The organism is Thioalkalivibrio sp. ALJ12 (assembly GCF_000378305.1).
Lineage (GTDB): Bacteria > Pseudomonadota > Gammaproteobacteria > Ectothiorhodospirales > Ectothiorhodospiraceae > Thioalkalivibrio.
Genome location: NZ_KB899538.1, coordinates 1039875 through 1065956, shown reverse-complemented (window position 1 = coordinate 1065956; position 26082 = coordinate 1039875). Strand labels below are relative to the sequence as shown.

General features: G+C 65.6%; 25 protein-coding genes and 1 tRNA gene. 10 read left to right on the top strand and 16 right to left on the bottom strand.

Features of this window, described 5'->3' with window-relative positions:
• Positions 1-11: 11 nt before the first annotated feature.
• From arsC to F467_RS0105065, 3 genes are read left to right on the top strand one after another with little or no spacing between them, the layout of a single operon-like run.
• On the top strand, positions 12-368 hold the full coding sequence (gene arsC, locus F467_RS0105075) for an arsenate reductase (glutaredoxin) (RefSeq protein WP_018138800.1): 357 nt from the start codon (positions 12-14) through the stop codon (positions 366-368).
• The gene (gene wrbA, locus F467_RS0105070; RefSeq protein WP_018138801.1) at positions 365-982 is read left to right on the top strand and encodes an NAD(P)H:quinone oxidoreductase; all 618 of its coding nucleotides are present in this window, start codon (positions 365-367) and stop codon (positions 980-982) included. The genes arsC and wrbA overlap by 4 nt, the downstream gene beginning before the upstream one ends.
• Complete coding sequence (locus F467_RS0105065) at positions 979-1335, top strand: DUF2069 domain-containing protein (protein WP_018138802.1); 357 nt, start codon at positions 979-981, stop codon at positions 1333-1335. Before wrbA ends, F467_RS0105065 begins: the two co-directional genes overlap by 4 nt.
• 18 nt (positions 1336-1353) lie before the next feature.
• Here the strand turns inward: F467_RS0105065 and hda are convergent, their stop codons facing one another.
• The 3 genes from hda to F467_RS0105050 are packed head-to-tail and all read right to left on the bottom strand — an operon-like array spanning position 1354 to position 4189.
• Positions 1354-2049: a DnaA regulatory inactivator Hda gene (gene hda / locus F467_RS0105060; protein ID WP_018138803.1), complete on the bottom strand. Its 696-nt coding sequence runs from the start codon at positions 2047-2049 to the stop codon at positions 1354-1356.
• Between the two features lie 32 nt (positions 2050-2081).
• Positions 2082-3161 (bottom strand): AI-2E family transporter, encoded by a 1080-nt coding sequence (locus tag F467_RS0105055; protein ID WP_018138804.1) that lies wholly within the window; start codon positions 3159-3161, stop codon positions 2082-2084.
• Entirely contained in the window at positions 3158-4189 is a 1032-nt protein-coding gene (locus F467_RS0105050; protein WP_038049649.1) for a DUF2066 domain-containing protein, read from the bottom strand. Before F467_RS0105050 ends, F467_RS0105055 begins: the two co-directional genes overlap by 4 nt.
• A 425-nt stretch (positions 4190-4614) precedes the next feature.
• Between F467_RS0105050 and purM the strand changes: the two genes are divergently transcribed.
• The 4 genes from purM to F467_RS0105030 are packed head-to-tail and all read left to right on the top strand — an operon-like array spanning position 4615 to position 8570.
• Positions 4615-5673: a phosphoribosylformylglycinamidine cyclo-ligase gene (gene purM, locus F467_RS0105045; protein ID WP_018138806.1), complete on the top strand. Its 1059-nt coding sequence runs from the start codon at positions 4615-4617 to the stop codon at positions 5671-5673.
• On the top strand, positions 5670-6407 hold the full coding sequence (gene purN / locus F467_RS0105040; RefSeq protein WP_018138807.1) for a phosphoribosylglycinamide formyltransferase: 738 nt from the start codon (positions 5670-5672) through the stop codon (positions 6405-6407). The genes purM and purN overlap by 4 nt, the downstream gene beginning before the upstream one ends.
• Positions 6358-7158, top strand: coding sequence for a DUF3108 domain-containing protein (locus F467_RS0105035; protein WP_018138808.1), 801 nt, complete (start codon positions 6358-6360; stop codon positions 7156-7158). The genes purN and F467_RS0105035 overlap by 50 nt, the downstream gene beginning before the upstream one ends.
• A gap of 5 nt (positions 7159-7163) precedes the next feature.
• Positions 7164-8570 (top strand): NAD(P)/FAD-dependent oxidoreductase, encoded by a 1407-nt coding sequence (locus F467_RS0105030; protein WP_018138809.1) that lies wholly within the window; start codon positions 7164-7166, stop codon positions 8568-8570.
• A 55-nt stretch (positions 8571-8625) separates the two neighbouring features.
• On the opposite strand, the gene ilvA is transcribed toward F467_RS0105030, so the two are convergent.
• Positions 8626-10140, bottom strand: coding sequence for a threonine ammonia-lyase, biosynthetic (gene ilvA / locus F467_RS0105025; RefSeq protein WP_018138810.1), 1515 nt, complete (start codon positions 10138-10140; stop codon positions 8626-8628).
• A 96-nt stretch (positions 10141-10236) separates the two neighbouring features.
• Between ilvA and rpiA the strand changes: the two genes are divergently transcribed.
• Both rpiA and F467_RS0105015 read left to right on the top strand, forming a co-directional pair.
• Positions 10237-10896 carry a ribose-5-phosphate isomerase RpiA gene (rpiA, locus tag F467_RS0105020; RefSeq protein ID WP_018138811.1) on the top strand — a complete coding sequence of 220 codons (660 nt, stop codon included), beginning with the start codon at positions 10237-10239 and terminating at the stop codon, positions 10894-10896.
• Complete coding sequence (locus tag F467_RS0105015) at positions 10896-11105, top strand: DUF2905 domain-containing protein (protein ID WP_018138812.1); 210 nt, start codon at positions 10896-10898, stop codon at positions 11103-11105. Before rpiA ends, F467_RS0105015 begins: the two co-directional genes overlap by 1 nt.
• 79 nt (positions 11106-11184) lie before the next feature.
• Here the strand turns inward: F467_RS0105015 and F467_RS0105010 are convergent, their stop codons facing one another.
• The 11 genes from F467_RS0105010 to F467_RS0104960 all read right to left on the bottom strand — a co-directional run bounded on the left by F467_RS0105010 (position 11185) and on the right by F467_RS0104960 (position 23598).
• A complete protein-coding gene (locus F467_RS0105010; protein WP_018138813.1) occupies positions 11185-12021 on the bottom strand; it encodes a rhodanese-like domain-containing protein in 837 nt (278 codons plus the stop codon).
• Positions 12022-12220: 199 nt separating this feature from the next.
• Positions 12221-16063, bottom strand: coding sequence for a DUF3683 domain-containing protein (locus F467_RS0105005; RefSeq protein WP_018138814.1), 3843 nt, complete (start codon positions 16061-16063; stop codon positions 12221-12223).
• Positions 16064-16213: 150 nt separating this feature from the next.
• Positions 16214-16363, bottom strand: a complete 150-nt coding sequence (locus tag F467_RS13380) for a DUF3096 domain-containing protein (RefSeq protein ID WP_018138815.1) — start codon at positions 16361-16363, stop codon at positions 16214-16216.
• Between the two features lie 53 nt (positions 16364-16416).
• Positions 16417-17334 (bottom strand): MBL fold metallo-hydrolase, encoded by a 918-nt coding sequence (locus F467_RS0104995; RefSeq protein WP_018138816.1) that lies wholly within the window; start codon positions 17332-17334, stop codon positions 16417-16419.
• Positions 17335-17965: 631 nt separating this feature from the next.
• Positions 17966-18039, bottom strand: a tRNA-Gln gene (locus F467_RS0104990).
• A gap of 39 nt (positions 18040-18078) precedes the next feature.
• Complete coding sequence (gene rpsI / locus F467_RS0104985) at positions 18079-18471, bottom strand: 30S ribosomal protein S9 (protein WP_018138547.1); 393 nt, start codon at positions 18469-18471, stop codon at positions 18079-18081.
• Between the two features lie 29 nt (positions 18472-18500).
• Complete coding sequence (gene rplM / locus F467_RS0104980) at positions 18501-18929, bottom strand: 50S ribosomal protein L13 (RefSeq protein ID WP_018138548.1); 429 nt, start codon at positions 18927-18929, stop codon at positions 18501-18503.
• Between the two features lie 222 nt (positions 18930-19151).
• Positions 19152-19682 (bottom strand): DUF4168 domain-containing protein, encoded by a 531-nt coding sequence (locus F467_RS0104975; protein WP_018138549.1) that lies wholly within the window; start codon positions 19680-19682, stop codon positions 19152-19154.
• Between the two features lie 97 nt (positions 19683-19779).
• Positions 19780-20241, bottom strand: a complete 462-nt coding sequence (locus tag F467_RS0104970; protein ID WP_017925836.1) for a hypothetical protein — start codon at positions 20239-20241, stop codon at positions 19780-19782.
• Between the two features lie 397 nt (positions 20242-20638).
• Positions 20639-22066, bottom strand: a complete 1428-nt coding sequence (locus F467_RS0104965) for a sigma-54 dependent transcriptional regulator (protein ID WP_018138550.1) — start codon at positions 22064-22066, stop codon at positions 20639-20641.
• The gene (locus tag F467_RS0104960; protein WP_018138551.1) at positions 22063-23598 is read right to left on the bottom strand and encodes an ATP-binding protein; all 1536 of its coding nucleotides are present in this window, start codon (positions 23596-23598) and stop codon (positions 22063-22065) included. Before F467_RS0104960 ends, F467_RS0104965 begins: the two co-directional genes overlap by 4 nt.
• Before the next feature lie 366 nt (positions 23599-23964).
• Between F467_RS0104960 and F467_RS0104955 the strand changes: the two genes are divergently transcribed.
• Positions 23965-24645 carry an MBL fold metallo-hydrolase gene (locus F467_RS0104955; RefSeq protein WP_018138552.1) on the top strand — a complete coding sequence of 227 codons (681 nt, stop codon included), beginning with the start codon at positions 23965-23967 and terminating at the stop codon, positions 24643-24645.
• Between the two features lie 106 nt (positions 24646-24751).
• Here F467_RS0104955 and htpX read toward each other — a convergent pair whose 3' ends face one another.
• Entirely contained in the window at positions 24752-25639 is an 888-nt protein-coding gene (htpX, locus tag F467_RS0104950) for a protease HtpX (RefSeq protein ID WP_018138553.1), read from the bottom strand.
• Between the last annotated feature and the right edge of the window lie 443 nt (positions 25640-26082).

Genomic DNA, 26082 nt, shown 5'->3' with positions numbered 1-26082 from the left:
GGAGTCGATTCATGTCCGATGCCCCTACGCTGTATCACAACCCGCGCTGCAGCAAGTCGCGCGCGACCCTCGCCCTGCTGCGGGAGCAAGGTGTAGAGCCCGAGATCGTGGAGTATCTGAAGACGCCACCGGATGCCGCGACGTTGAAGGGCGTGATCGAGAAGCTGGGCATCCGCCCCCGCGACCTGCTGCGCACCGGCGAGGCGGAGTACCGCGAGCTGGGCCTGAAAGACGCGGAGATGGATGACGAGGCGCTGATCCAGACCATGGTCCAGCACCCGAAACTGATCGAGCGACCGATCCTGATCGTCGGGGGCGCGGCCCGCATCGGGCGCCCGCCGGAACAGGTGCTGGAGATCGTGTCGTGAGCACGGCACCGGAGATCCTGGTGCTGTACTACAGCCGCTACGGGGCGACCGCCGAGCTGGCCCGCCAGGTCGCAACCGGCGTCGAAAAGGCTGGCGCCACCGCGCGGGTGCGCACCGTACCCCCAGTCTCCACGAATATCGACGAGGACCGCCCGGCAGTACCCGAGGACGGGCCACCCTATGCCGAACTGCGCGATCTCGAGGAATGCGCGGGGCTGGTCATGGGTTCGCCGACCCGCTTCGGCAACATGGCCGCGCCGCTGAAATACTTCCTCGACGGCACCAGCGGGCTGTGGGCCAGCGGCGGGCTGGTGGACCGGCCCTTCGGCGTCTTCACCAGCACGGCCACCCAGCATGGCGGGCAGGAGACCACCCTGCTCAGCATGGCCCTGCCGCTGATCCATCAGGGCATGCTGTGGGTCGGCGTGCCCTATACCGTGCCGGAGCTGAACAGCACCACCAGCGGCGGCACGCCCTACGGCGCCAGCCATGTGGCCGGCACCCAGGGCGAGCAGGCGGTCACCCGCGACGAACAGCGCATCGCAGCAGCCCTTGGGGAACGCGTCGCGCGCATCGCCTTGCGCCTCGAAGCAGCACCTGGCGCCCCGGCATGATCGCGCTGTCCCGTGCCCTGGCTCTGGCCGGCTTTCTTGGACTGCTGCTGCTAATCCTGGTCTGGACCACCTGGATCGCCCCGCCGGAGATCGTCCCGGTCTGGCTGGCGTTGATCGTACTGGTCATGCCGCTGCTGTTTCCGCTGCGCGGGATGCTGCACGGAAGGCGCTACACCCACGCCTGGTCCAGCCTGCTGGCGCTCGCCTACATCACGCTCGGGATCACCATCGGCGCGGCCGCGGAGGACCGGCTCTATGGCCTCCTGATGACCGGAGCCAGCCTCGCCTGGTTCGCGGGCAGCCTGCTGTTCGTGAAACTGGACGCCCGGCGGGCCCGCGCGGCGGCCGAGTAACCTCAAGCAACCCCGGGTTCAGCCCATACGGGCCAGCTGTTCGCGCACGAACGGGATGGTCAGGCGCCGCTGCTGGGCTAGCGCAGCCAGATCCAGGCGGTCCAGCAGCGCCAGCAGCGTGGACAGGTCACGCGAGCAGCGGCGCAGCAGGTAATCCGCCACCGGCTCCGGCAGCTCCAGCCCGCGCAGGGCCGCACGCTGTGCCAGGATCTCCTTGCAGGCCGCATCATCCGGCCGCTGCATGCGGAACACCGGGCCCCAGGCCAGGCGCGAGGCCAGATCCGGCAACTGGACCGGTAGCCCCTCGGGCGGTGCCGCGGCCGCCAGCAGCACGCGGCAGCCGGCATCACGCAGCCGGTTGATCAGCCCGAACAGGGCCTCGTCCCAGTCCCCGCGGCCCACCACGGCCTCCAGATCATCCAGCGCCACCAGACGCGAGCGCTCCAGACCATCGAGCACGGCCATCGGTGGCGCATCACGTACCTCGCCAAGCGGCAGGTAGCTGACCGGTTCCCCGCGCTCGTGTCCCTGGTGACAGGCAGCCTGCAGCAGGTGCGTCTTGCCGGAGCCGGAAGGCCCGTGCAGCAGGATCTGCGGCTCCTGTATCCCGGTCCCGACGCTCAAGGCCCGCACGGCATCCCGCGCCAGGGCATTGCCTGCCACGCAAAAACCGGAAAAACGCGAGGCGTCGCGCAGGCGCAGGTCCAGCGGCATCTGGCGCTCCAGCGGGCTGTTGCCTTCGGGTCTCACGGGGTATCGGCCCCGGCTGCGTTCATGTCCCGATAGCGCGCCATTGCCTGACGCACCGCAACTGCGAGCACTGCCGCCACCGGCAACGCAAGCAGGACCCCGAAGAACCCGAACAGCTGACCGCCGGCGAGCACGGCAAAGATCACCGCCACCGGATGCAGCCCGGTCCGGTCCCCCACCAGCCACGGGGTCAGCACCACCGACTCCAGCACCTGCGCCACCGCGAAGATCACCAGCACCACCAGCAACAGCGTCCAGCCATCGCCCTGGAACAGCACGGCCGCCGTGGCCAGCACGATGCCCACGATCACGCCGACATAGGGGATAAAGCTGACCAGACCCGCGATCAGGCCAATGGCCAGGCCCATCTGCACGCCCGCCACGCTGAGCGTGATCGCGTAGAACAGCCCCAGCGCCAGCATCACCAGCAGCTGGCCGCGCAGGAATGCCCCCAGGGTATGGTCCGATTCCACCGCAAAACGGCTGACCGGGTCGCGCCAGGCGCGCGGCAGCAGGTCATGCAGTCCCGCGACCAGCCGCGGCCAGTCCCGCAGCAGATAGAAGCTGACCACCGGGATCAGCACCAGATTGAGCACGCCCAGGACCAGGGCGCCGGTCGAGCTGCCCAGCCAGTGCAGCAACCCGCCCGCCAGCCCGCCGGCCTCGCGCCAGTGCTCGGCCAGCAGCTCCTGCAGTGCCGCCGGCTCCAGGGCCGGCAGGCGATCGCCCGCCTGCTGCTCGATCCAGGGACGAACCCGCTCGTCGAACCAGGCAATCACCTCGGGCAACAGCAGCATCAGGCGCTCGAACTGGGCCATGGCCAGCGGGATCAGGACCAGCACCAGCCCCGCCAGCCCCAGCATTACCAGCACGAAGATCACCAGCGTGGCCAGGGTGCGCGAACCGCCCGTGCGCACCGCCAGGCGTGTCACCAGGGGGTTAAACAGGTAGCCAATCAGCAGTGCAATCAGAAAGGGCGTGAGGATCGGAGCCAGCAGATAAAGCGCCACACCCAGGACCACCAGCCCAACCAGGGCCGCCAGCGTGGCAGCGGAGAACGGCGCCAGCGGGTTCACTCGCGACGCAGCCAAGCCTTCGCCTCGGAATCGCCGTGCGGGTCTTGCGCCACGCCGTAGCCGCTGGCGCGCAGCAGGTCTACCAGGTCATCCGGGGCCAACCCCGTGCGCACCTCGAGCGTCACCGCGTTACCGCCCAGCGAATCCAGCCTTGCACTCTCGATGGCCTCGATCTGCGCCAGCTCCCGCCGCAACGCCTCGAACGCGGGAAAACCCTCGACCCCGACAAAGCCCAGCTTCACCCACTCGGGCTCGGCGGCGACGCGGGCCAGCGGTGCCACGACCTGGTCAAAGCCATCCTCGACCGCCGCGCGCGCCGCGGCGGCCGGAGATTCACCGCGGCCCTCACTACGGTACTCGCGCCCACCATGCACGGTAATGGCACGCGCCTCGGCGCCGCCCCCAACCGAGCGTACATGCAGCGCCACGATACCCGTCGGCCCGTAGCGCCCGGCCGCTTCCTGCAGCGGCTCGGTCACGCCACCAATCACATCCCCCGCCTGCGCGGCCCGGCGATCCTCCAGATCCCCCAGTGGCAGCACGAAAGGCATCCCGCGATCGCGCCCCAGCGCGTCAATCCCGGCCAGCACATCGGCCTCGTCCTGGGTGGAGCCCAGCAGGTGGCGGCGCCCGTCCGCCTCGTACACCGCCCAGACCAGCAGTTGCGGGCGCGCGCCCAGCACCACGGGCACCTCGGCGGCATTTAGAGCGTTGCGCAGGCGGCCCCGATCGAACTCCAGGCGATATTCGCCGTTATCCACCTCCTGCCGCCGACGCAGGGCCTCAATACGCCCCTCCTCGTCCAGTTCCAGCAACAGGAGCTGCGCCAGTTCGCTCAGCTCCGGCGAACGCTGCCCGGCCACGCGCACCAGCGCCTGTTCCAGGCCCTGCGCCAGCGCGGCCGTTTCGTCCTCCGCATGGACGTTCACCACCACGGCATCATCCGCCAGCAATGGAGAGACCCCCAACAGCAGACACAGGAGTAGGCACGCAGCCAGGGCGCGGGACGGGCGAAAGAGGCGCAGCATAGGGTTGAATGGCGTTTTCGACAGGCGCCCAAAATACCACAGCGCCCCAGGGAAACACTGATGAATGTACACGCTCGCGTTGGCACCCCAGGTTTTCCGAGACAAGGCGCGGTGCGCAGCCGGTAGTGGCTCTACCGGCAAGGGCCGCAACGCAGGATCGGGGAACCTGGGGTGCCAACCCCGAAGGGGCTCGGCCTCTTTTGCGTGGGAACGGCGTTGCGGCTCCCTTGCGCAGAATGCTGCACGGCAGTCACCGCGCCTTGTTCGCACGCAAAAGCGACTCGAGCGCGAGCGTGTACATTCATCAGTGTTTCCCTAACCTGCAGCGCCCGGCTTTTTGCACGCCCCCCGGCGCCTCGCTACCATGCCGGATTCCGCGAGCGCCGCCGGATACCGGATGCGGCCATCAACCACCCAGGGTACCCATGTCCGAAACCCGTTCAGGCCTGACCTACCGCGAGGCAGGTGTCGACATCGAGGCCGGCGCCGAGCTGGTCGAACGCATCAAACCGCATGCCGCCCGCACGCAGCGCCCTGGCGTCATGGCCGGGCTGGGCGGCTTTGGTGCCCTGTTTGAGCTCCCGATGGACCGCTACAAGCAGCCTGTGCTGGTCTCCGGCACCGACGGCGTAGGCACCAAGCTGCGCCTGGCCCAGGAGACGGGGCGCCATGACAGCATCGGCATCGATCTGGTGGCGATGTGCGTGAATGACATCGTGGTGCAGGGAGCCGAGCCGCTGTTCTTCCTCGACTACTACGCCACCGGACACCTGGACGTCGATATCGCCGCGGATGTCGTCACCGGTATCGCCACCGGCTGCGAACAGGCCGGCTGCGCCCTGATCGGGGGCGAAACGGCCGAGATGCCGGGCATGTACCAGGGCGAGGACTACGACGTCGCGGGCTTCGCGGTCGGCATTGCCGAAAAGGAGGCCCTGATCGACGGCACCCGGGTCAGCGCGGGCGATGTCGTGCTCGGGCTGGCCGCCAGCGGCCCGCACTCCAATGGCTATTCTCTAATCCGGCGCGTCCTGGAACACTCCGGCGCGGCCCTGGATGCCCCGCTTCCCGGAGCCGACGGCACCACATTGGGCGACGCCCTGATGGCCCCGACCACGATCTACGTGCGCCCGCTGCTGGATCTGATGCAGCAGTTTCCGGTACACGCGGCGGCCCACATCACCGGTGGCGGCCTGACCGAAAACCTCCCGCGAGTGCTGCCGGAGCAGCTGTGCGCCCGCATTGATCCGCAGGCCTGGCAATGGCCACCCGTGTTCGACTGGCTGCAACAGGCCGGCGACATCGCGCCTGAAGAGATGCTGCGCACGTTCAACTGCGGGATCGGCATGACCGTGATCCTGCCCGAAGACCGTGTCGAGGCCGCCAGCTCGGCACTGGCCCGGGCGGGCATCCCGAGCTGGCCGATCGGCGTGATCGTGAACTGCGAAGACACGGCCCCCGGGGTGGTCTACGCCGCACGATGAGCAGCAACGCCGGCCCCTCCAGCCCGGATTCCCTGCCACGCCTGGTCGTCCTGATCTCGGGGCGCGGCAGCAATCTGGGCGCCATGATCGAGGCCTGCAACACTGGCCACATCCCGGCCCGGATCGTCGGCATCATCAGCAATCGCCCCGATGCAGGGGGGCTTGCCTACGCGGAAGAGCACGCGATCCCCGCACGTGTTCTGAACCACCGCGACTACCCCTCGCGCGAGGCCTTCGATGCAGATCTGGCCGAGGCGATCGAGGCCTTTGACCCCGATCTCGTGATCCTGGCCGGCTTCATGCGCATCCTGACCCCCGGTTTCGTCGATCGCTTCACGGGAAGGCTGTTGAACATTCACCCCTCCCTGTTGCCGAAGTACCGTGGGCTGGACACACATGCCCGCGCGCTGGCCGACGGGGAGGACGAACACGGCGCCAGCGTGCATTTTGTCACCCCCGAACTGGACGGCGGCCCGGTGATCATGCAGGCCCGCGTGCCGGTCCTGCCCGATGACACGCCCGAGAGCCTCGCCACCCGCGTCCAGCGCGCCGAACACCGGCTGTATCCCGAGGTCGTGCGGCGCCTGTGTTCAGGGGAAATTCAGTGGCGCGACCGCATCGTGACCGGGGACAACACCCCGTTGACGGTCCCGCTGCAGCTCGAAACCAATGAGGTAGTACCCGATGTTGAAGCTCCCGAGGAACGGAGCCCTGTGCCGCGCGACGCGGACTAGCCTGCTGACCGCCCTGCTCCTGCTGGGACAGGTCCTGCTGGCGTCCGCTGCCGCCAATGAGCCCCAGGAGGGTCCGCGCCTGCCGCCATTCACGGCCAGCTACGAGGCCCAGGCCATGGGCAACACCCTGAATGCCAGGATCACCCTGAACCACGAAGACGTACAAACACGCATGGCCATGGATGCCCATGTATCCGGCTTCCTGCGGATCCTCGGGCGCTTCGAGCTGAGCCGCGAGGCCCTGATGAACGCCAACGACGTCGGGCTTCAACTGGTCACCTCGCGCAGCCGCGAGGTGACACCCCGCCGCGAACGCAAGGTCGAGACGCGCTTCGACTGGGAAGAAGACCGTGCGATCGGACACGTAGACAACGAGCGATTCGATATCGAGGTTCCCCCGCATACCCTCGACTTCCTCGGCTCGCTGTACTTCATGATGCAGCGCCTGGAAGCGGGCGACCTCGCCAGAGAGGGCGACGGCGAAACGGTACAGACCCTGGAACGCGACCGCCTGCGCGAGTATCGCTTCGAGTACGCCGATACGGAGACGATCGAATCCCCGATGGGGCGTATCGAGACGGTGCGCGTCGTGCGCAAGAGCCAGGACAGTGACATCGAACTCTCTGCCTGGTTCGCCCCCGACCTCAGCCACCTGCCGGTAAGGTTCGATTACGAGGCCGACGGCCGCGTGTTCGAACTGAAGCTGACCCGGCTGGAGTGGCACGACCCGATCATTGACCTGACCGAGTAGACACCATGAGCGAGACCTTTGACCTGGCCATCATCGGAAGTGGCCCCGGGGGCTATCGTGCCGCCGTTCTGGGCGCCCTGCGCGGGCTCAACGTCGTCATCGTCGAAAAGGGCGACTGGGGCGGCTGCTGCCTGAACCGCGGCTGCGTGCCGAAAAAGGACTGGTACCACACCGCACGCACCGTCGCCGCGCAGCGCCACTTCGAGGGCCGCGGCATCAGCGGCAGCCTCACGGCCGACATGGACCGCGCCTGGGACCACCAGAAGGACGTGGTCACCGAGGTCCGCAACTCCTACCTCGGCTACATGAAGCACCTGAAGATCCAGTACCGTCACGGCACTGCCCGCTTCCGCGATGCCGAAACCCTCGAGGTCGCGACGGAGGATGGAACCGAGACCATCCAGGCCCGCCATACCATTATCGCCACCGGCGCCACCGCTACTGTCCCGGCCCCGTTCACGACCGAACCCGGGCGCGTACTGACCACCGACATGCTGTTCGACGACAAGCCGCCGGCAGGCAAGCGCGTCGCGATCATCGGCTCCGGCGTGGTCGCCACCGAGTTCGCCTGGATCTTCCATCACCTCGGCAAGAAGGTGACCTGGCTGTCGCGCTCCAAGCCCCTGTCCACCCAGAAATTCAGCCCTCAGGCGCTGGGTACGCTGAAGGAACAGCTGGCCGCGGACGGCATCGAGCCGGTGCGGGTCAAGGGATATGACCAGGTCGAGACCTCCGATAACGGCGTCACCATCACCGACAGCGAGGGCAACAGCTTCGAGGTCGACTGGGTCCTGCTCGGCACCGGGCGCACCCCGCATACCGAGGGCCTGAACCTCGACGAAATCGGGGTGAAGATCGATGCCCGCGGCTTCGTGAAGCGCCGCCCCACCCTGCAGACCGATGTCGACAACATCTACGCCATCGGCGATGTCGCGAGCGAATGGCAGACCGCGAACCACGCGCTGGCGGACGCCACCATCGCGGTGGAAAACATCCAGAACGGCAATTCCCGCGAGCAGGACGAGCGCTTCGTGCCGATCGCGATCTACTCCGCGGTGGAGATGGCGCGCCTGGGGATGGACGAGGACGACGCCGAGGACGATGAGCTGGAGCCGGCGGTCGGCTTCGCCGCGTTCGAGACCTCCCCGCGCGCGCTGGGCCAGGACGAGCCGGAGGGCTTCGTACGCCTGATCGGCGACATGGACACCGGCGCCCTGCTGGGCGGCGAGGTCATCGGCAGCGACGCCGGCGAACTGATTCACATCCTTTCGCTGGCCCCCGACCGCGACACCGCACTGGCCTGGCTCGCCCGCGGCCAGTGGAACCACCCGGCCCGCGCCGAGGAATTCCTCAACGCAACGGAAACCCTCGCCTCGAAGTGGAACCTGAAGTCCGAGATCTTCGGGCTTTAGTGGACACGGGCGGCACAAGGATGTGCCCCCATAGCCGCCTTAGCCGGGAACGCAATCAGCGCAGAAACAGCGAGTAGGCCGGGTTGGCCGTCTCCTCGTGCCAGGGGTAGCCAACTTCCTTCAGGAAATCGCGAAAGCGCGCGCGATCCTCGGCCGGAATCTGCATCCCCACCAGCACGCGCCCGTAGGCGGCCCCGTGGTTGCGGTAGTGGAACAGGCTGATGTTCCAGGTCTGGCCCATGTGGGTCAGGAAGTTCAGCAACGCCCCGGGACGCTCGGGAAACTCGAAGCGGTACAGGCGTTCGTTGCGGACCTCGCCGCCATGACCACCGACCATGTGCCGCAGGTGCAGCTTGGCTACCTCGTTCTCGGTCATGTCCATGACCTCATAGCCCTGCGCCTCCAGCGTCTCGCGGATCGCCTGACGTTCGCTGTCGCCGCCTTCCAGCTTGATGCCGGCAAACACGTGCGCACGCTCGTCGTCCGCGTAGCGGTAGTTGAACTCCGTGATGCCCCGCTTGCCGATGGCCTGGCAGAACTGGCGAAAGCTCCCCGGGCGCTCGGGGATGGTCACCGCGAACAGGGCCTCGCGGTGCTCGCCGATCTCGGCGCGCTCGGCCACGTGGCGCAGACGGTCGAAATTGATGTTGGCACCGCTCAGCACGGCGGCGAAGTCGCCCCCCGTGATCCCTTCGCGCGCGATGTACTGCTTCATCCCGGCCACCGCCAGCGCGCCCGCCGGCTCCGCCAGTACGCGGGTGTCGTCGAACACATCCTTGATCGCGGCGCAGATCGAGTCGGTATCCACCAGCAGGACCTCGTCGACCAGCTCGCGCACCAGGCGAAAGGTCTCCTTGCCCACCTGGCGCACGGCGGCGCCGTCGGCAAAGATCCCGACCTGCTTCAGCGTGACGCGACGATTCTGCTGCAGCGCCTTGTACATGGACGGGGCGTCGTCCGGCTCGACCCCGATTACCTTGATCTCCGGACGCAAGCGCTTGATGTAGGCGGCCATGCCCGCCGCCAGACCTCCGCCACCGATGCAGACGAACACCGCATCCAGCGGCGCGGAGTGCTGGCGCAACAGTTCCATCGCCACGGTACCCTGGCCGGCGATTACGTCCGGATCGTCGAACGGGTGGATAAACGTATAGCCGTGCTTTTCCTGCAAGGTCCGCGCATGCGCGGCCGCCTCGTCGAAAGAATCGCCGTGCAATACCGCCTTCCCGCCATAACGGCGCACGGCCGCGATCTTGATCGACGGCGTGGTCACCGGCATCACGATCACCGCCTTGATCCCCAGATGGGCCGCGCCCAACGCCACCCCCTGGGCATGGTTACCTGCGGAGGCGGCAATCACGCCTTTCTTGCGCTGCTCGGGCGTAAGCTGCGCGATCTTGTTGTAGGCCCCGCGCAGCTTGAACGAGAACACCGGCTGCAGGTCCTCGCGCTTGAGCCAGATGCTGGACCCCAGGCGCTGCGACAGCGTCGGCATCGGCTCCAGCGGCGTCTCGCGCGCGACATCGTAGACACGCGCCGTGAGGATCTTCTCGAGGTAGGGGACTGTCATGGCCGGAACGATAGCACGGCGCGAATCATGCTTGTCTCGCTTGCGCGCCAGTCGGTATCCTCGGCGGGTTATAGACATCAAAGACGAGACAGCGTAATGACTCAGGACGAAATGAAGAAGGCGGTCGCCGAGGCCGCGCTCGAGCGCATCGAAAGTGGCTGGATCGTGGGGGTCGGCACCGGCTCGACCGCGAATTACTTCATCGATGCCCTGGCCGGTATCAAGGGCAAAATTGACGGCGCGGTGGCCTCCAGCGAGGCCAGTGCAGAGCGCCTGCGCGGCCACGGGATCGAGGTCCTGGATCTGAACTCCGCCGGCCCGCTGCCCATCTACGTCGACGGGGCCGACGAGGCGACGCGCCACCTGCACCTGACCAAGGGTGGGGGCGGCGCGCTGACCCGCGAGAAGATCGTCGCGGCGGCCTCGAAGACCTTCGTCTGCGTCGTCGACGAGACGAAGGTCGTGGATTACCTCGGCGCATTCCCGCTGCCGGTCGAGGTGATTCCGATGGCGCGCAGCCACGTGGCCCGTGCGCTTTCGAAGCTGGGCGGCAATCCGGAGCTGCGCGAGGGCTTCAAGACCGATAACGGCAACGTCATCCTGGACGTGCACAACCTGCGCATCATGAACCCGGTGGAACTGGAGTCCGAGCTGGACCACATCGCCGGCGTGGTCACCAACGGCCTGTTCGCCCGCCGCCCGGCGGACGTGATGCTGGTCGGCTCGCCCTCTGGCGTCGAGGAAATGACCGCCTAGTGAGCGAAACCGGCAAGTGGCTGATCGTCATCGGCGGGCTGATCGTTCTGATCGGCCTGCTGTGGCCCTGGCTGGGCAAGGTCCCCTGGGGTCGTCTGCCGGGCGACATCGTGATCGAACGCGAAAATGCCCGCTTCTATTTCCCGATCACGACGATGATCATCGTAAGCGTGGTGATCTCGATTATTCTCGCACTGTTTCGGCGTTAGCCACGCAACAAAAAGGCCGGGGATGTCCCCGGCCTTTTTGTTTGTGAGAGCCATGCAAAGCGGCTCTCGGCCACAGTCGCTAGCGCGCCATGACCTCGTCGTAGAAGCGCTGCAGGCCGCCTTCCAGGAAGTAGTAGTCATCCACCCCGCGTTCTTCCAGGTGGTACTGCAGCCAGCGAGCCTGCTGCCCGTACTGGTCGAAGATCAGCAGGGTCTGCTCGTTGCGCCGGGCCTGGTCCACGATACGGTCCAGGGCGCTGATGTCCGACAAGGGCGCGCCGACCTCGCGGCCACCAAACAGCGAGATCTCGTCGCGTTCGCCGCGGCTGCGGATATCCACGACCACGACATCCTCACCCTGGCGGGCGCGCCGGGAGAAGGCGTCGGCCGCCAGCACGCGGGCCTCGAAGTCGTCCCCGCTGATCAGTTCGTCCTCGGCCTCGTTGGCCGGCTCACCACGGAAACGAGCCAGCCCTGGGTAGCGCTCGACCCAGTCCTGCATCCCGGCGTCATAGGCCTGGGCCGAAGCCACGCCGAGCTCGTTGGCGCGCGCGGCGGCGCGATAGCCGGCGTAGCTCTGGCGTCCGTTGCAGTAGAACACCAGTGGGCTGCCATGTTCCTCTTCCAGCGCCAGGATCTGCTGATCGAAGTCTTCGCTGTCGAGATCGACGTGATGAGCGCCCTCGATATGCAGGATGTCGTATTCCAGCCGGGGGCGAACGTCGACCAAGGTGGAGCCCGACAACTGGCCGCGCAGGTCGAACAGATCCACCGCCTCGACCCCAAAGCGCTCATAGAGCGGGCGGCCAGGGAATTCCACAAAAGGTTGCTGGGCCGAGGCCACGATGGGCGCTCCGGCCAGACTCAGGCACAGGGCCACCAGGGCCACTCGGGGGCGAGCGAAACGAACGATCATGCGAACTCCCTTGGTTGACGATGGGCGTCCGCGAACTGCGGCCCACGAATCGCCCCTTTAGCCCTCCGGGTCCCGACCCGGAACGCACATCGCACGATGCACGTTTTGGCAGGGTACCCGGTTGCCCCGATTGTAGCCAACCATACGCGGCTTTCCAGGCGCGGGCCTTTCCGCCCGTCCTGGCGCCGCAGCGTCGCCCCTACAGGAGAACCTTCTCGATGCCGCCCTCGCGCGCCCGGTCGATGAAGTCCTTCTGCCAGCCGTCGCCCATCAGGCGATTGGCCATCTCGACCACGATGTAGTCGGTATCCATGCCGGTGTCCTCGCGGTAGCGCGACAGGCCCTGCTGGCAGGCCGGGCAGGAGGTCAGCAGCTTCACGTTGCCGTTTTCGGCCTTGTCCTCGCCGGTAAGCTGGCGAATCCCCTTGTGCAGTTCTTCCTGCTTGCGGAAGCGTACCTGGGTCGCGATATCCGGACGGCTGACCGCGAACGTGCCCGCCTCGCCGCAGCAGCGGTTGGACTGCAGCACCTCCTGCCCCAGCAGCTTGGCGGCCACATCGGTCGGCTTGTGCGACTTCATCGGCGAGTGGCAGGGGTCGTGGTACATGTACTGCACCCCGTTGAGCCCCTCCAGCTTCACGCCCTTCTCCATCAGGTATTCGTGGATGTCGAGCAGTCGGCAGCCCGGGAAGATGCGCTCGAACTCGTATTTGAGCAGCTGATCCATGCAGGTGCCGCAGGAGACCACCACGGTCTTGATGTCCAGGTAGTTCAGCGTGGTCGCCACGCGGTGGAACAGCACCCGGTTTTCGGTGGTGATCTGCGAGCCCTTGTCGAAGTCGCCATTGGAGTTCTGCGGATAGCCGCAGCACAGGTAGCCCGGCGGCAGCACCGTCTGCGCCCCGACGTCATAGAGCATGGCCAGTGTCGCCAGCCCGACCTGACTGAACAGGCGCTCGGAGCCACAGCCGGGGAAATAGAACACCGCGTCCGAGTCGAGATCGGTCTTCACCGGGTCGCGCAGGATCGGCACATAGCGCGAATCCTCCAGCCCCAGCATCTGACGGGTGGTCTGGCTCGGCAGACCGGCCGGCATCGGCTTTTTCACGAAGTGCACGACCTGTTCGTGCATCGGGGCCTTGCCGGTGGTCGAGCGCGGGCGCTTGCCCTCGCCGGTCAGGTTGAGCTTCTTGAACGCGTAGTGGCCGAGGCGCTGGGCGGCATAGCCCATCTGGATCGCCCCCTTGCGGATGCCCTTGATCTTGGACGGATCCTTGGTGTTCAAGAAGGCCATGGACATCATCGTCGCCGGCGTGGCCTTGCGCTTGCCCTTCTTCTTCAGGATCGAGCGCATGTGCATGGTCACGTCGCCGAAGTCGATGTCGACCGGGCACGGATTCAGGCACTTGTGGCAGATCGTGCAGTGGTCGGCCACATCGTTCATCTCGTCGAAGTGGTGCAGCGACAGCCCGCGCCGGGTCTGCTCCTCGTAGAGGAAGGCCTCGACGATCAGCCCGGTGGCCAGGATCTTGTTGCGCGGCGAGTAGAGCAGGTTCGCGCGCGGGACATGCGTGTTGCACTCCGGCTTGCACTTGCCGCAGCGCAGGCAGTCCTTGATCTCGTCGTTGAGATCGCCCAGCTCGCTCTGCTCCAGGATCAGTGCCTCCTGCTTCACCAGGCGCAGGGACGGCGTATAGGCGTTGGACAGCCCGGAGCCCTCGAGCAGCTTGCCGGCGTTGAACACGCCATTGGGGTCGACCTGCTTTTTGTACTTCGCGAACGACTCGATGCGTTCGGGCTCGAGATACTGCATTTTGGTCAGCCCGATCCCGTGCTCGCCGGAGATCACGCCATTCAGCTCGCGCGCCAGGCGCATCACGTCATCCACCAGACGCTCCGCCTGGTGCATCATCTGGTAGTCGTTGGAGTTGACCGGGATGTTGGTGTGCACGTTGCCATCCCCGGCGTGCATGTGCAGGGCGATGAACAACCGGCTGGTCAGCACGCGGTCGTGGATCGCGCCCAGGCGCTTGCGCACCGACTCCATCTGGTGACCGTCGAAGATCTCGAACAGCGGGCGCTCCACCTCCGCACGATAGGAGATGCGCAGGCTGCGTCGCAGTAGCAGGTTGATCAGCTTGTCGTGGTCACGGCGATCGGCGCGGGCGGGTTCGTCCAGCAGCTCGTCGCACTCGGAGGCCAGCGTAAAGTAGTTGTCCGCGATCGCCTTCCAGCGCTTTTGCACCGCCTCGAGCTTCTCGACCGCGCGTTCGCGCTTGGCCTCGAACCACTGCTGCCCTTCGCCACCGGTGTCCTCCAGTAGCTCGCGCAGCTCGGGGTGGTCGCCGCGCATGCACTCCAGCACCTCGTCGATCATCGCCAGCTTGTTCTTCAGCGATTCGCGCACGTTCAGGGTCTCGATCCCCTCGGTGTACTCGGCGAGCCGCTCCAGCGGGATCACCACGTCCTCGTTGATCTTGAACGCGTTGGTGTGGTGGGCTATCGCGGCAGTGCGCGCGCGATCGGCCCAGAAGCGCTTGCGTGCCTCCGGGCTCACGGCGATGAAGCCCTCGCCGTTGCGGGCGTTGGCCGCGCGCACCATCTTGGCGGCAAGCTTGCCCAGGGCATCCTCGTTGTCGGAGACGATGTCGGCGATCAGCACCATTTTCGGCTGCTCGCCACGGGCGCCCTTGGGGGTGTACTTGACGGCGCGCACGTAGCGCTCGTCCAGGTGCTCCAGACCCGCCAGCAGGACGTCGTCCTCGGCATCCACCGCATCCTTGATCTCGACGATCGCCGGAACCGCCTGATGCAGATCGGTCCCGTAGAACTCCAGGCACACGGTGCGGATGTTGTCCGGCATCCGGTGCAGGATGAACTCGGCCGAGGTAATCAGGCCGTCACAGCCCTCCTTCTGGATGCCCGGCACGCCCATCAGGGTCTTGTCGGTCACGTCCTTGCCCAGACCGAGCTTGCGGAAGCGTGCACCCGGCATCTCCAGCGTCTCGGGTTCGCCCTTGGGGGTGCGGCCGTCGGGGCCAAAACGTGTAATGCGAAAGCGCACGGTCTCGGCATCATGGATCTTGCCGAGGTTGTGGTCCAGGCGCTCGACCCGCATCCAGTCGGCCTCGGGGGTGACCATCGTCCAGGAGGCGAGGTTGTCCAGCGCGGTCCCCCAGAGCACGGCCTTCTTGCCCCCCGCGTTCATGGCGACGTTGCCGCCGATGGTGGAGGCGTCCTGCGAAGTGGGATCCACCGCGAACACGAGTCCATTCTCGGCGGCCAGCTCGGAGACGCGCTTGGTCACCACGCCGGCCTCCACACGCACGACAGCCACGTCCTGATCGACACCCGGGAGCGGACGTCGCTCGACCGGACCGATCCCTTCGAGCTTTTCGGTATTGATCACGGCGGAACGCTTGGACAGCGGCACCGCACTGCCGGTATAGCCGGTACCACCACCACGCGGGATCACGGTCAGGCCGAGTTCGATACACGCGGCGACCAGCGGCCCCATTTCGTCCTCGGAATCCGGCGTCAGCACGACGAACGGCAGTTCCACGCGCCAGTCGGTGGCGTCGGTGACGTGGGAGACGCGGGCCAGGCCACCGAACTGGATGTTGTCCTTGTGCGTCAGGCCCTTCAGGCGCTTGCGCACACGCTCGCGCAGCTCCAGCGTCTGCTGGAACTCGTCGGAAAAGGCCGTGACCGCGGCCTGGGCACGGCGCGCCAGCGTCAGCGCCTTCTCGTTGCCGTCAGCACGCTTGCGAATCTGGTCCAGGCGATGCTGCATCGCATCGATCAGCGACTTGCGGCGCTTCTTGTCGTCCAGCAGGTCGTCCTGGATATACGGGTTGCGGGCGACCACCCACATGTCGCCGAGCACCTCGAACAGCATGCGCGCAGAGACACCCGTCTGGCGTTCCCCACGCAGTTCGTTGAGGAGGTCCCAGGTATCGGAACCCAGGAAGCGGATGACAATTTCGCGGTCGGAGAATGAAGTGTAGTTATAGGGTATTTCTCGAACGCGTTCGGCGGTCATTGAGGCTTGGCCCCCCGATCAGAATGAGCGCAAAGAGTAACGGCTCCGTGCGGGATGCGCACGAAGTCGCACTCTTCGTCCATGCTTTTGGGCACCAAAGTACCTGCCGATCCCCGCGCCGTTCGGTACCCGGCTTCTGGTTACCCGGCGTTACAGGTAGGTCAGCAGCCCCACCGCACCGATTACGATCAGGTAGATTGCCACGATGTAGTTCAGCAGCCGGGGCCAAACCAGAATCAGGATGCCCGCACCCAGCGAGAGGATGGCCGTCAGCAGGCCGGGGTCGATATGCAGTGTCATGCGGATACTCCTTTGCCGGGCGCTACGGCCCGGCATACCGCGAGTGATCGAGATCAGAAGAGTTTTTCTTCCATCTCCAGATAAACGGCATTGGCGTTGCTGCGATTGGTCTGCTCGAAGGCCGGCAGGTCCTCATAGTCGGACCAGTCCATCGCCGCATAGGCCTCGTCGAAGGAATCCATATTCTCGACTGCCGCGCCCATGTGTTCACGCAGATAGGCGATATAGTCACGGGTGAACTTCACCGCGCGAGCTGCCTCGTCGGTGGCGTCGCCATGCCCCGGGACCAGGAACTTCAGGTCCATCTCCATCAGTTCTTCCAGACGTTTGACCCAGTTTTCCGAGTCCAGCGCGTCATCACCCATGAACGGGATGCGGCCGTCGAACACGATATCGCCGGCAAAGACCACGCCGGTCTCCTCCACCACCATGATGATGTCATCCGGTGAATGGGCCGGGCCTGCGTGCACGCAACGAAACGTCTTGCCGCCCAGCTTGATCACGTACTCGTCATCGAAGAACTCGTCCGGCGGGATGATCTGGGTGTCCTCGTCGACCCAGGGAGCCAGCACACCTCGGCGCTGCTCGAGCCGTGCGGAGGCCCCGGGGCTGTCAAGATAGTCCTGCGCGCGCGACTGGCCGATGATCTTCGCGTCCGTGTGATCGGCGAAGGCCTGCAGGCCATAGATGTGATCCGCGTGGTAATGCCCGGCAATCACGTACTTGATCGGCTGATCCGTCACCTCCTTGATCCGCCGGATCATCTCGAACCCGAGCGGCGGCGTCCCCAGGGCGTCGTAGACCACCACACCCTCGTCCGTCACCACAAAGCCGGCGTTCGAGGTATGCCCCTCGTTGTCCGGGTCCGGGATTCCGGATATCCCGATCATGTACCAGGTATCCGCGCCCTCGACCTCGTGGGCGGTGGTATCGACGCTGACCGGCTCGTAGGGGTTGTCAGGTACCGACATGGACTCTCTCCTCTCCTGTTTTTTGGTTTTATCTGGCGCACATCGAGTCGACGTTCGCGCCATTCCTGAAGGGTTCGACGCAGAGGGGCCGCAAGAATTCCCGCTGGATGCGGGTGGCGGGGCGCCGATCAGGGGAGTGTAGCGAGTTTGGAGCGCGGGGAGGGAAAGCCAGCGGCAGAGATCGCCGCATCGCCATGCTCGACCCGCAAGGGCCGATAGCGGCTCCAGGCGGGGATGGCTGGGGGACCAGGATGATTCGGCGGCTACGCCGCCTCACCCCTTCGGGGCTGCACGCGCAGCGCGCGTGCAGTGCTCCGCTTCGCTGCGCCGAACCTTCCAGGTTCGAACCCCGGACTCGCTCAAATATCCATAGAAAAGGGCCCCGCGAGGGGGCCTTCCCTGAAGTAACGACCAGTCCAAAGCAAATGGCGGTGAGCCCCGTCGAGGGGCACACCGCCATGGCTGGGGGACCAGGATGATTCGGCGGCTACGCCGCCTCACCCCTTCGGGGCTGCACGCGCAGCGCGCGTGCAGTGCTCCGCCTCGCTGCGCCGAACCTTCCAGGTTCGAACCCCGGACTCGCTCAAATATCCATAGAAAAGGGCCCCGCGAGGGGGCCCTTCTCTATGGATGGCTGGGGGACCAGGATTCGAACCTGGGTTGACGGAGTCAGAGTCCGTAGTCCTACCGCTAGACGATCCCCCAGTAAACCGGGTGCCGTACGCGCCGGCACTCGAGCGCGGTTTAGCGCTTCGAGTACTGGGTCGCGCGGCGAGCCTTGCGCAGGCCGACCTTCTTGCGCTCGACCTCGCGGGCGTCACGGGTCAGATGACCCCCACGACGCAGCGACGGGCGCATCTCTTCGTTGTACTGCACCAGCGCACGAGCGATGCCCAGACGAATGGCGCCGGCCTGGCCGTTGCCACCCCCGCCTTCCACGGTCGCGATCACGTCGAAGTTCTCGGTGGACTCGGTGGCCTCCAGCGGCTGACGCACGACCATGCGCGAGGTCTGACGGCCGAAGAACTCGTCCAGCGGCTTGTCGTTGACCGTGATGTTGCCCGTACCCGGGCGCAGGAACACGCGGGCCGAGGAGGTCTTGCGACGGCCAGTGCCGTAGTATTGATTGGTAGCCATACGGATCGATTTCCCTTGCTGTTGAGCCGTCAGATGTCGAGCGGCTGCGGCTGCTGCGCGGTGTGGCGATGCTCGGTACCGGAGTACACCTTGAGCTTCTTGAACATGGCGCGGCCCAGCGGGTTGCGCGGCAGCATGCCCTTCACGGCGAGCTCGAGCACCTTCTCCGGATGACGGTCAATCATCTGGTTGAAATTGGCTTCCTTGATACCACCCGGGTAGCCGGTATGGCGGAAGTACATTTTGTCGCTGGCCTTGTTGCCGGACACGCGAATTTTTTCCGCGTTGATCACGACGATGTAATCGCCAGTGTCCACGTGCGGCGTGTAGACGGGCTTGTGCTTCCCGCGCAGGCGACGCGCGATTTCCGTGGCGAGGCGGCCGAGGGTCTTGTCCGCGGCGTCGACCAGGAACCAGTCGCGTTCGACTTCAGCCGGCTTGGCGCTGATGGTGCTCATGTCTTGATGCTCCGATGTCGGGGCGATTCAGAAAGCGCGCAAGAATAGCGCTTCCCGGCGTCTGATTCAAGCGGCGCGCGGATTAATCTGCACGCCCCACGAGAACCTGTGCGCGATCACACCCATGAGATATCCCGTAATAGAAAACAATAAAAAGGCCGGCACGAAGGCCGGCCCTTTCTGGACCCGGGCGCGAGGCCCGGGGTCCGGAGCGGGGATGGATTACATCTCCGCTTCGGCGCGCTCCTGGACTTCCTGCATCAACTCGGGATCGTTCTGCAGAGCCATGGCCACTTCATTGTATTCCTCGACGGACATGCCGGCGTCTTCAACAGCGCTGACCATTTCGTCCTGGGCTTCCTGCTGCATGGACTGGGCCTCGGTTTCATCCTCGGCTTCCTGCAGGCGGTTGGCGAAGTCTTCGCGCACTTCCTGGACGGCCACAAAGGCACCTACGAACGTGTCGATATCTTCTTCGCTCAGGTCCACTTCAGGGGCCTGCTGAGCGGGCGGCGCACCAGCAGCACCACCTTCCGGCGGAGCGCCACCTTCAGGCGGCTGACCACCCTGGGCACCACCTTCCGGCGGCTGGCCACCCTGCGGCGGAGCACCACCTTCGGCACCACCCTGCGGCGGGGCACCCTCAGCGCCACCCTGGGCACCACCCATGTCGCCGGTCTGCGCGGTCGCCACGCCACCGATCGCGAACATGGAAGTCAAAGCAAATGCGAGTGCGGTCTTGCGAAAGCTCATAATGTCTACCTCTTCCTCTGGGTGAAAAAACTCGAGGCTCCTGCCTCAGAGATGGGGGCCGGGCAGACGAACACTGCCCGGCTTGCCCGTTAGCCCCTTACCAATCCGGGGCGTCGTCTTCGTCGTCGTCATCATCGCCAGCCGGGGCTTCAGCGCCGCCCGCCTGGGCCATCTGCGGCATACCGCCTTCGCGGTCGTCATCATCATCGTCCGCGGGCGGGGCAGCCGGCTCACCAGCCTGAGTCATCTGCGGAGGCATACCGCCGTTGCCCTCGTCTTCGTCGTCATCCGCGGGCGGAGCAGCCGGTTCACCGGCCTGGGCCATTTGCGGAGGCATGCCACCGCCGTCCCGATCCTCGTCGTCATCATCGGCCGGCGGCGCGGCAGGCTCACCCGCCTGGACCATCATCTGGGGCGGCATACCACCCTGTTCTTCCTGCGCCTCTTCTTCATCCGGCGCCTCGGCACCTTCGCCCATGGCTTGGGCGGCGCTCAGACCACCGAGGGCAAAAAGGGAACTCATCGCGATTGCTAGAGCAGATTTACGAAAAGTCGACATTGTGCTTCTCTCCTTCATTTAAGGTTTCAGCACAGTCAACGGAACGGCTCGATTGGCTTTCGGTTGACTGCACCCAAGGAATTAGCAGAAGCCGTGCCAAAAACGACCAAAAGAGAACAAAACTATAATCTTCAATGTGTTACGAATACCCAAAGGGCCTGCAGGTGGGCCTGGGTCACAATGAGATGCGGGTCAAAACGACACATGGGTCAGGGCGACCCGGGTCAGTACGGCCCATCAGGGGCTGGGAGGGGTGAAAAGGGTCACGATAGAGCCGACCGTGAACGGTGGAGAGGCGCCGAGCAGAGGCACTCGGGAAACACTGATTAATGTACACACTCGCGTTGGTACCCCAGGTTTTCCGAGACCAGGCGCGGCGCGCAGCAGATAACGCCGGTCAGGAATCCGACTCGCTCTCGCCCAGCTTGCGATAAAGCGTCTTGCGGCCGATCCCCAGGATACGCGCGGCGCGTTGCTTGTTGCCCTCGACATGCTCCAGGACCCGATGCAGATAGGCCTGCTCCACCTCGGCGAGGCTGGGCCAGTGGCTGTCATCACCGGCGCCGGGTATCGGCAGGTCGGCTCCAGAGACATTCCCGGACGATTCACCCGAGCCGCTAGCGGCCCCGGACTGGCGCACACGCTCGGGCAGATCGCGTAGCTCGATCACCTCCCCGGATGCGAGCGTCGCCGCGCGTTCCATCAGGCTGGCCAGTTCGCGGACGTTCCCGGGGAAGCCGTAGCGCAGCAGGGCACGCATGGCCTCCGGGCTGAGTTCGCGCACGGGCAGCCCGCGCGCCAGCGCCTGCTCGCGCAGGAACTGCTGCGCCAGGCGCTCGATGTCATCACCGCGATCGCGCAGGGGCGGGATCTCGATACGAAAGGTCTCGAGACGGTAATAGAGGTCCTCGCGGAACTGCTCGTGACGAATACGCTCCTGCAGATCCTGGTGGGTGGCGGCCACAATGCGCACGTCCGTCTCGATCTCCTCGTTGGAACCCACCGGCCGGACACGCCCGTCCTGCAGCAAACGCAGCAGCTTGCTCTGCATGGCCACCGGCATCTCGGCGATCTCGTCGAGGAACAGTGTGCCGCCGTCGGCCTCGGTAAACAGGCCACGCCGCGCGCCCTTGGCGCCACTGAACGCCCCGGCGACATGCCCCAACAACTCCGACTCCAGCAAGGTCTCCGGGATGCCCGCACAGTTCAGCGCGATGAATGGGCCATCGGCGCGGGCACTCTCCGCATGCAGCGCGCGGGCCACCAGCTCCTTGCCCGTCCCCGATTCGCCGGTGATGAGTACGCTGCCATCGGCCGCGGCGATCCGACGGATCAGGTCATGCAGCTTGAGCATCGCCGGGCTCTTGCCCTGCATGCCATGAAAGCTCTCGTCGCCCGCAAGGACCTCGCGATACTGGCGTACCTCGGCCCGAAGGCGGCGGGCCTCGGCCACCCGTTCGGCCGCCAGACGCAGATGCTCCAGATCGACGGGCTTGGTCAGGAAGTCGTCCGCACCCGCCTTCAGCGCTGTCACGGCCTGATCGATCGTGCCGAAGCCCGTGAGCATGATGAACCCGGGCACCGGCACCGTGTCGCGCGCCACCTCCAGCACATGGAAGCCATCGGCACCGGGCAGTCGCAGATCGCTGACCACCAGGGAAACCGTTTGCTGCCGCAGGACCTGCTCGGCCTCCTCGGCCGTCTCCACCGCAGTGACCGCGTAGCCCACTTCGGCCAGCTCTTCGGCCAGGAGCTCGCGATGGCCCCGGTCGTCTTCGACGACCAGCACGCGATTGTTCAGCTCGTCACCCCGGGCCATGCTCATTCCGCTCCTCCACCTGTTGCGTGCCCGTCCTGGACCGACTCCGCCCCGGACGGTTCCGATTGCCTGTCGCGACAGGCGCCGGACGCGAGCGGGAGCGTGACCACAAAACGCGTGAGCTGCGGATCGTTGCGATCCAGCCTTACCTGGCCACCATGGTCCTCCAGCGCCACTTGTGCGACCGCCAGCCCCAGGCCGGTCCCCTCGCCCGTCGGCTTGGTCGTAAAAAAGGGCTCGAACAAGCGGTCAGCCTGCTCATCGGAGATTCCGCGCCCCGCGCGCGGGGCATCGTCCGCAATCACACATTCGAGCGTGTCGCCCTGGCAGCGCCAACTCACCCGCACACATTCGGCAGCAGCCTGCGCAGCGTTGTCGATCAGATTCTCCAGCGCCTGCCCCAGACGCAACCGGTCCGCCGCCACCGTCAACGCCCCGCCATCCAGATCAAAGCGCACCTGTTCGCGCCCTTTGCCACGTTCCTGTACGCGCGCCACGATCTCGCGGACCAGGCCCTGCAGCTCCAGCGGGCGCTGCTGCAACGGATTCCGGCGCGCGAAATCCAGGAGCTGGCGGACGATGGTCTCCACGCGCTCGAGCTCCGCCTGCAGCTCCTTCATCTCCTTGTGCGCGGGGTCGTCCGCGGGCAAGCGCCGCGCGGCACGCTGGGCCCGGCCGGCGATAATACCCAGAGGTGTCCCCAGCTCATGCGCGACCCCGGCCGCCAGTTGACCAATGGCAGCCAGCTTTTCCGAGTGGCGCAGCTTTTCCTCGAGCCGTGCCTGCTCCTCGCGCTGCGCCTGCAATGCCGCCTCTGAGGCCTCGCGGCGCTCCAGCATCCCGTTCATCGTGATCGCCAGACGGCGCAGTTCCCAGGGTCCCTTCTCCGGGGCGCGCAGCCCCCGCTGCCCGTCGCCAATATCTCGCATGGCACCGATCAGGCGCGCTACATGACGCCCGACCGCTCGATGGTGCCCAATCAGGACCACCAGCAAGAACAGCACGCTGACCGCCAGCATCACCATGCCCCCCTGCCAGCGCAGCTGCGAGACATAGGCCCGGAACGGCGAGACGTCACGCGTCACCTGCAACAGGCCGACGATCCGCCCGGCGGAATCCGACAGTGGCAGGAAGAACGAGAAGACCTCGCGCCCCTGATGTTCGTCGAAGGCGCCAAGGCTGCCCGTCTCGCTGATCGCCTGGGCCTCGCCCGGGTGGCGAATGGTGGGGCTGGGCGGCCCGCTGGTGGCGACCATGTCGCCCTGGGCGTCGTAGACGTAGACGCCGAACACCTGATCGATCTGGAACAACGAGTCCAGCGACTGCTGCACCGTGGTCACGTCCTGGTCAATCATCGCGGTGGCCACAGGCAGGCGAATGGAACGCGCAACCAGCTCGATATCGGCCTGCATGCGATTTTCCATCTGCGTCTGGAACTCCTGCAGCCCGAGCGTCACCGTGCCGCCGACCACCAGCAACAGGGGCAGCAGGACAAACAGCAACACCGCATTGCGCAGACTGTTCAGACGTGTGGGCATCAGGCGTTCGGGGATCCGGACATCGCCGTCATGTTAGGCAGGGCTTTGTCGGGATGCGAATTCCGGGCAAAAAAAAGCGCGGGTCGAAGCCCGCGCCAAGAAAACCACCAAAGGAGGATGGAGGAGTCTGCTGACGCTACCAGGGGGGGCAGCAATCAGCATATGCAAATCTTCTAATATAGCGATCTTCTTGTCAAGCAGCCTCGTACGCAGGGGGTCGTACTCTTGGGCTGCTCCGCTCGACCGCTTTTTCTAAAGATCTGCACACCCTTTAAGACGCAGGCGCGCGCGTTCTATTCCCGAATTCCCGTCACGAATCCAAAACGGGCACAATCCGCGTTCTCGTCACCGATCTGCACAGCCCATATGCTCCAGCACCTGAGCCACCCCGTTACCGCACTCGCGCAGAACGCCACCTTGATCTGGTGCGACCAGACCCGCGCCGCCGCCTGGGTAGACCCCGGGGCCGAGGCCGACACGCTGATCGAGATCGCACGACGGCAGGATGTCCGGCTGGACTGCATCCTGCTGACCCATGGCCACCTCGATCATGTCGGGGCCGCCGCCGAGATGGCGCGCCGCTGCAATATCCCGATCCTGGGCCCTCAGGTTGAAGATGCCTTCTGGCTCGATCAGCTGCCGATGCAGTGCCAGATGTTCGGTTTTCCCGAGATGCCTGCGCTGGTTCCGGATCGCTGGCTGCACGACGGCGAGAATCTGCAGCTGGGCGAGGTCACGCTCGAGGTGCTGCACTGCCCGGGGCACACCCCGGGTCATATCGTATTCTTCGACCGCGAGAGCCGCCTCGCCCTGGTGGGCGATGTCCTGTTCCATGGCGCCATCGGCCGCAGCGACTTCCCGCGCGGCAACGGGCCGCAACTGATCGAATCCATCACCCGGCGCCTCTGGCCGCTGGGCGACGATGTGCGCTTTGTGCCCGGCCACGGCCCGGAGTCGACGTTCGGGGAAGAGCGCCGCAGCAACCCTTTTGTGGGCGATGCCGCTCTCGCTGCTGGCGGTCAGCCCGGGCGCGGACGCTATTATTGATGCGTCGCGCTGCGCTCAACGCATCCTACGAGTAACCAGCCTCCCAACGAAGAAGGCCGCCCTGTCGGCGGCCTTCCGCGTTCCTGCCCCTGGTGCTGGAGGTGAATCAGCTGTTCGCACGCAGCGACGCGATGCGCTCCTCGATCGGCGGGTGGCTCATGAACAGCTTCTTCAGCCCCTGGGCCATGCCCCCGCGAATGCCAAAGGCCGCCATCTGATCGGGCATGTCCACCTGGCGCCCGGAGGCGCGCGCCAGCGACTCCAGTGCACCGATCATTTTTTCGCGTCCGGCCAGCTTCGCTCCCGCCTCGTCGGCCCGGAACTCGCGCTGGCGCGAGAACCACATGACGATGATCGAGGCCAGGATCGCCAGGATGATCTCCGTCACGATGGTGGTAATCCAGAACGCCGGGCCATGACCGGACTCGTTCTTGAAAACCACGCGGTCGACGAAATGCCCAGCCACACGCGCCAGGAAGATCACGAAGGTATTCACCACGCCCTGGATCAGCGCCAGCGTGACCATGTCGCCGTTGGCCACGTGCCCGACCTCGTGGCCCAGCACCGCCTCGACCTCGCCCTGACCCATGCTTTGCATCAGCCCGGTGCTGACCGCAACCAGCGCATTGTTCTTGCTCATGCCAGTGGCGAAGGCATTCGGGTCCGGCGAGTCATAGATGCCCACCTCCGGCATGCCGATCCCGACCTCACGGGCCTGGCGCTGAACGGTCTCCAGCAACCACTGCTCGGTGGCATTGCGCGGCTTGTCGATGACGTGGACCTTCATGGTCTTCTTGGCCATCCACTTGGAGATGGCCAGCGAGATAAAGGACCCGCCAAAGCCGAACACCGCGGCAAAGATCAGAAGCGCATTGAGGTCGAGGTGGACCCCCTCCTCGTCGAGAATGCGCTCCACACCCAGCAGGCGCAGGGTGATACTGAGCACGATGATGATGGCGAAGTTTGTCGCCAGAAACAGCGCAATACGTTTCATGAAGCCTTCCTGTACCCCATCAGTCGGAATCGGTGGATGCGTATTAAATGGTTGCCACGCGCCGGAATTCAAGGCTCGCCGGCGGTATTTCATCACCACCGGCGGGATACCGCGCCGCTTTAAGGAAACACTGATGAATATACACGCTCGCGTTGGTACCCCAGGTTTTCCGAGACAAGGCGCGTCGTGCAACGGGTAGTGGTTCTACCCGCCCGCTTTTGATTGATTCGGGGCGCAACGCAGGATCGGGGAACCTGGGGTGCCAACCCCGAAGCGTGGGAACAGCGGCGTTGCGCCTCCTTTGTGCAGAATGACTGCACGGCAGTCACCGCGCCTTGTTCGCACGCAAAAGCGACGAAGCAGCGAGCGTGTATATTCATCAGTATTTCCTTAAGGACCACATTCCGGCGCTGCGGTTCCCAGCCCCCAACCCTGCCGGCCCC

Excerpts from the sequence above, each read along its gene's own strand:
- arsC (WP_018138800.1), top strand. The coding sequence starts at position 12 with ATGTCCGATGCCCCTACGCTGTATCACAACCCGCGCTGCAGCAAGTCG.
- F467_RS0105065 (WP_018138802.1), top strand. The coding sequence starts at position 979 with ATGATCGCGCTGTCCCGTGCCCTGGCTCTGGCCGGCTTTCTTGGACTG.
- hda (WP_018138803.1), bottom strand. The coding sequence starts at position 2,049 with ATGCCGCTGGACCTGCGCCTGCGCGACGCCTCGCGTTTTTCCGGTTTT.
- F467_RS0105050 (WP_038049649.1), bottom strand. The coding sequence starts at position 4,189 with ATGCTGCGCCTCTTTCGCCCGTCCCGCGCCCTGGCTGCGTGCCTACTC.
- purM (WP_018138806.1), top strand. The coding sequence starts at position 4,615 with ATGTCCGAAACCCGTTCAGGCCTGACCTACCGCGAGGCAGGTGTCGAC.
- purN (WP_018138807.1), top strand. The coding sequence starts at position 5,670 with ATGAGCAGCAACGCCGGCCCCTCCAGCCCGGATTCCCTGCCACGCCTG.
- F467_RS0105035 (WP_018138808.1), top strand. The coding sequence starts at position 6,358 with ATGTTGAAGCTCCCGAGGAACGGAGCCCTGTGCCGCGCGACGCGGACT.
- F467_RS0105030 (WP_018138809.1), top strand. The coding sequence starts at position 7,164 with ATGAGCGAGACCTTTGACCTGGCCATCATCGGAAGTGGCCCCGGGGGC.
- ilvA (WP_018138810.1), bottom strand. The coding sequence starts at position 10,140 with ATGACAGTCCCCTACCTCGAGAAGATCCTCACGGCGCGTGTCTACGAT.
- rpiA (WP_018138811.1), top strand. The coding sequence starts at position 10,237 with ATGACTCAGGACGAAATGAAGAAGGCGGTCGCCGAGGCCGCGCTCGAG.
- F467_RS0105010 (WP_018138813.1), bottom strand. The coding sequence starts at position 12,021 with ATGATCGTTCGTTTCGCTCGCCCCCGAGTGGCCCTGGTGGCCCTGTGC.
- F467_RS0105005 (WP_018138814.1), bottom strand. The coding sequence starts at position 16,063 with ATGACCGCCGAACGCGTTCGAGAAATACCCTATAACTACACTTCATTC.
- F467_RS13380 (WP_018138815.1), bottom strand. The coding sequence starts at position 16,363 with ATGACACTGCATATCGACCCCGGCCTGCTGACGGCCATCCTCTCGCTG.
- F467_RS0104995 (WP_018138816.1), bottom strand. The coding sequence starts at position 17,334 with ATGTCGGTACCTGACAACCCCTACGAGCCGGTCAGCGTCGATACCACC.
- rpsI (WP_018138547.1), bottom strand. The coding sequence starts at position 18,471 with ATGGCTACCAATCAATACTACGGCACTGGCCGTCGCAAGACCTCCTCG.
- rplM (WP_018138548.1), bottom strand. The coding sequence starts at position 18,929 with ATGAGCACCATCAGCGCCAAGCCGGCTGAAGTCGAACGCGACTGGTTC.
- F467_RS0104975 (WP_018138549.1), bottom strand. The coding sequence starts at position 19,682 with ATGAGCTTTCGCAAGACCGCACTCGCATTTGCTTTGACTTCCATGTTC.
- F467_RS0104970 (WP_017925836.1), bottom strand. The coding sequence starts at position 20,241 with ATGTCGACTTTTCGTAAATCTGCTCTAGCAATCGCGATGAGTTCCCTT.
- F467_RS0104965 (WP_018138550.1), bottom strand. The coding sequence starts at position 22,066 with ATGAGCATGGCCCGGGGTGACGAGCTGAACAATCGCGTGCTGGTCGTC.
- F467_RS0104960 (WP_018138551.1), bottom strand. The coding sequence starts at position 23,598 with ATGCCCACACGTCTGAACAGTCTGCGCAATGCGGTGTTGCTGTTTGTC.
- F467_RS0104955 (WP_018138552.1), top strand. The coding sequence starts at position 23,965 with ATGCTCCAGCACCTGAGCCACCCCGTTACCGCACTCGCGCAGAACGCC.
- htpX (WP_018138553.1), bottom strand. The coding sequence starts at position 25,639 with ATGAAACGTATTGCGCTGTTTCTGGCGACAAACTTCGCCATCATCATC.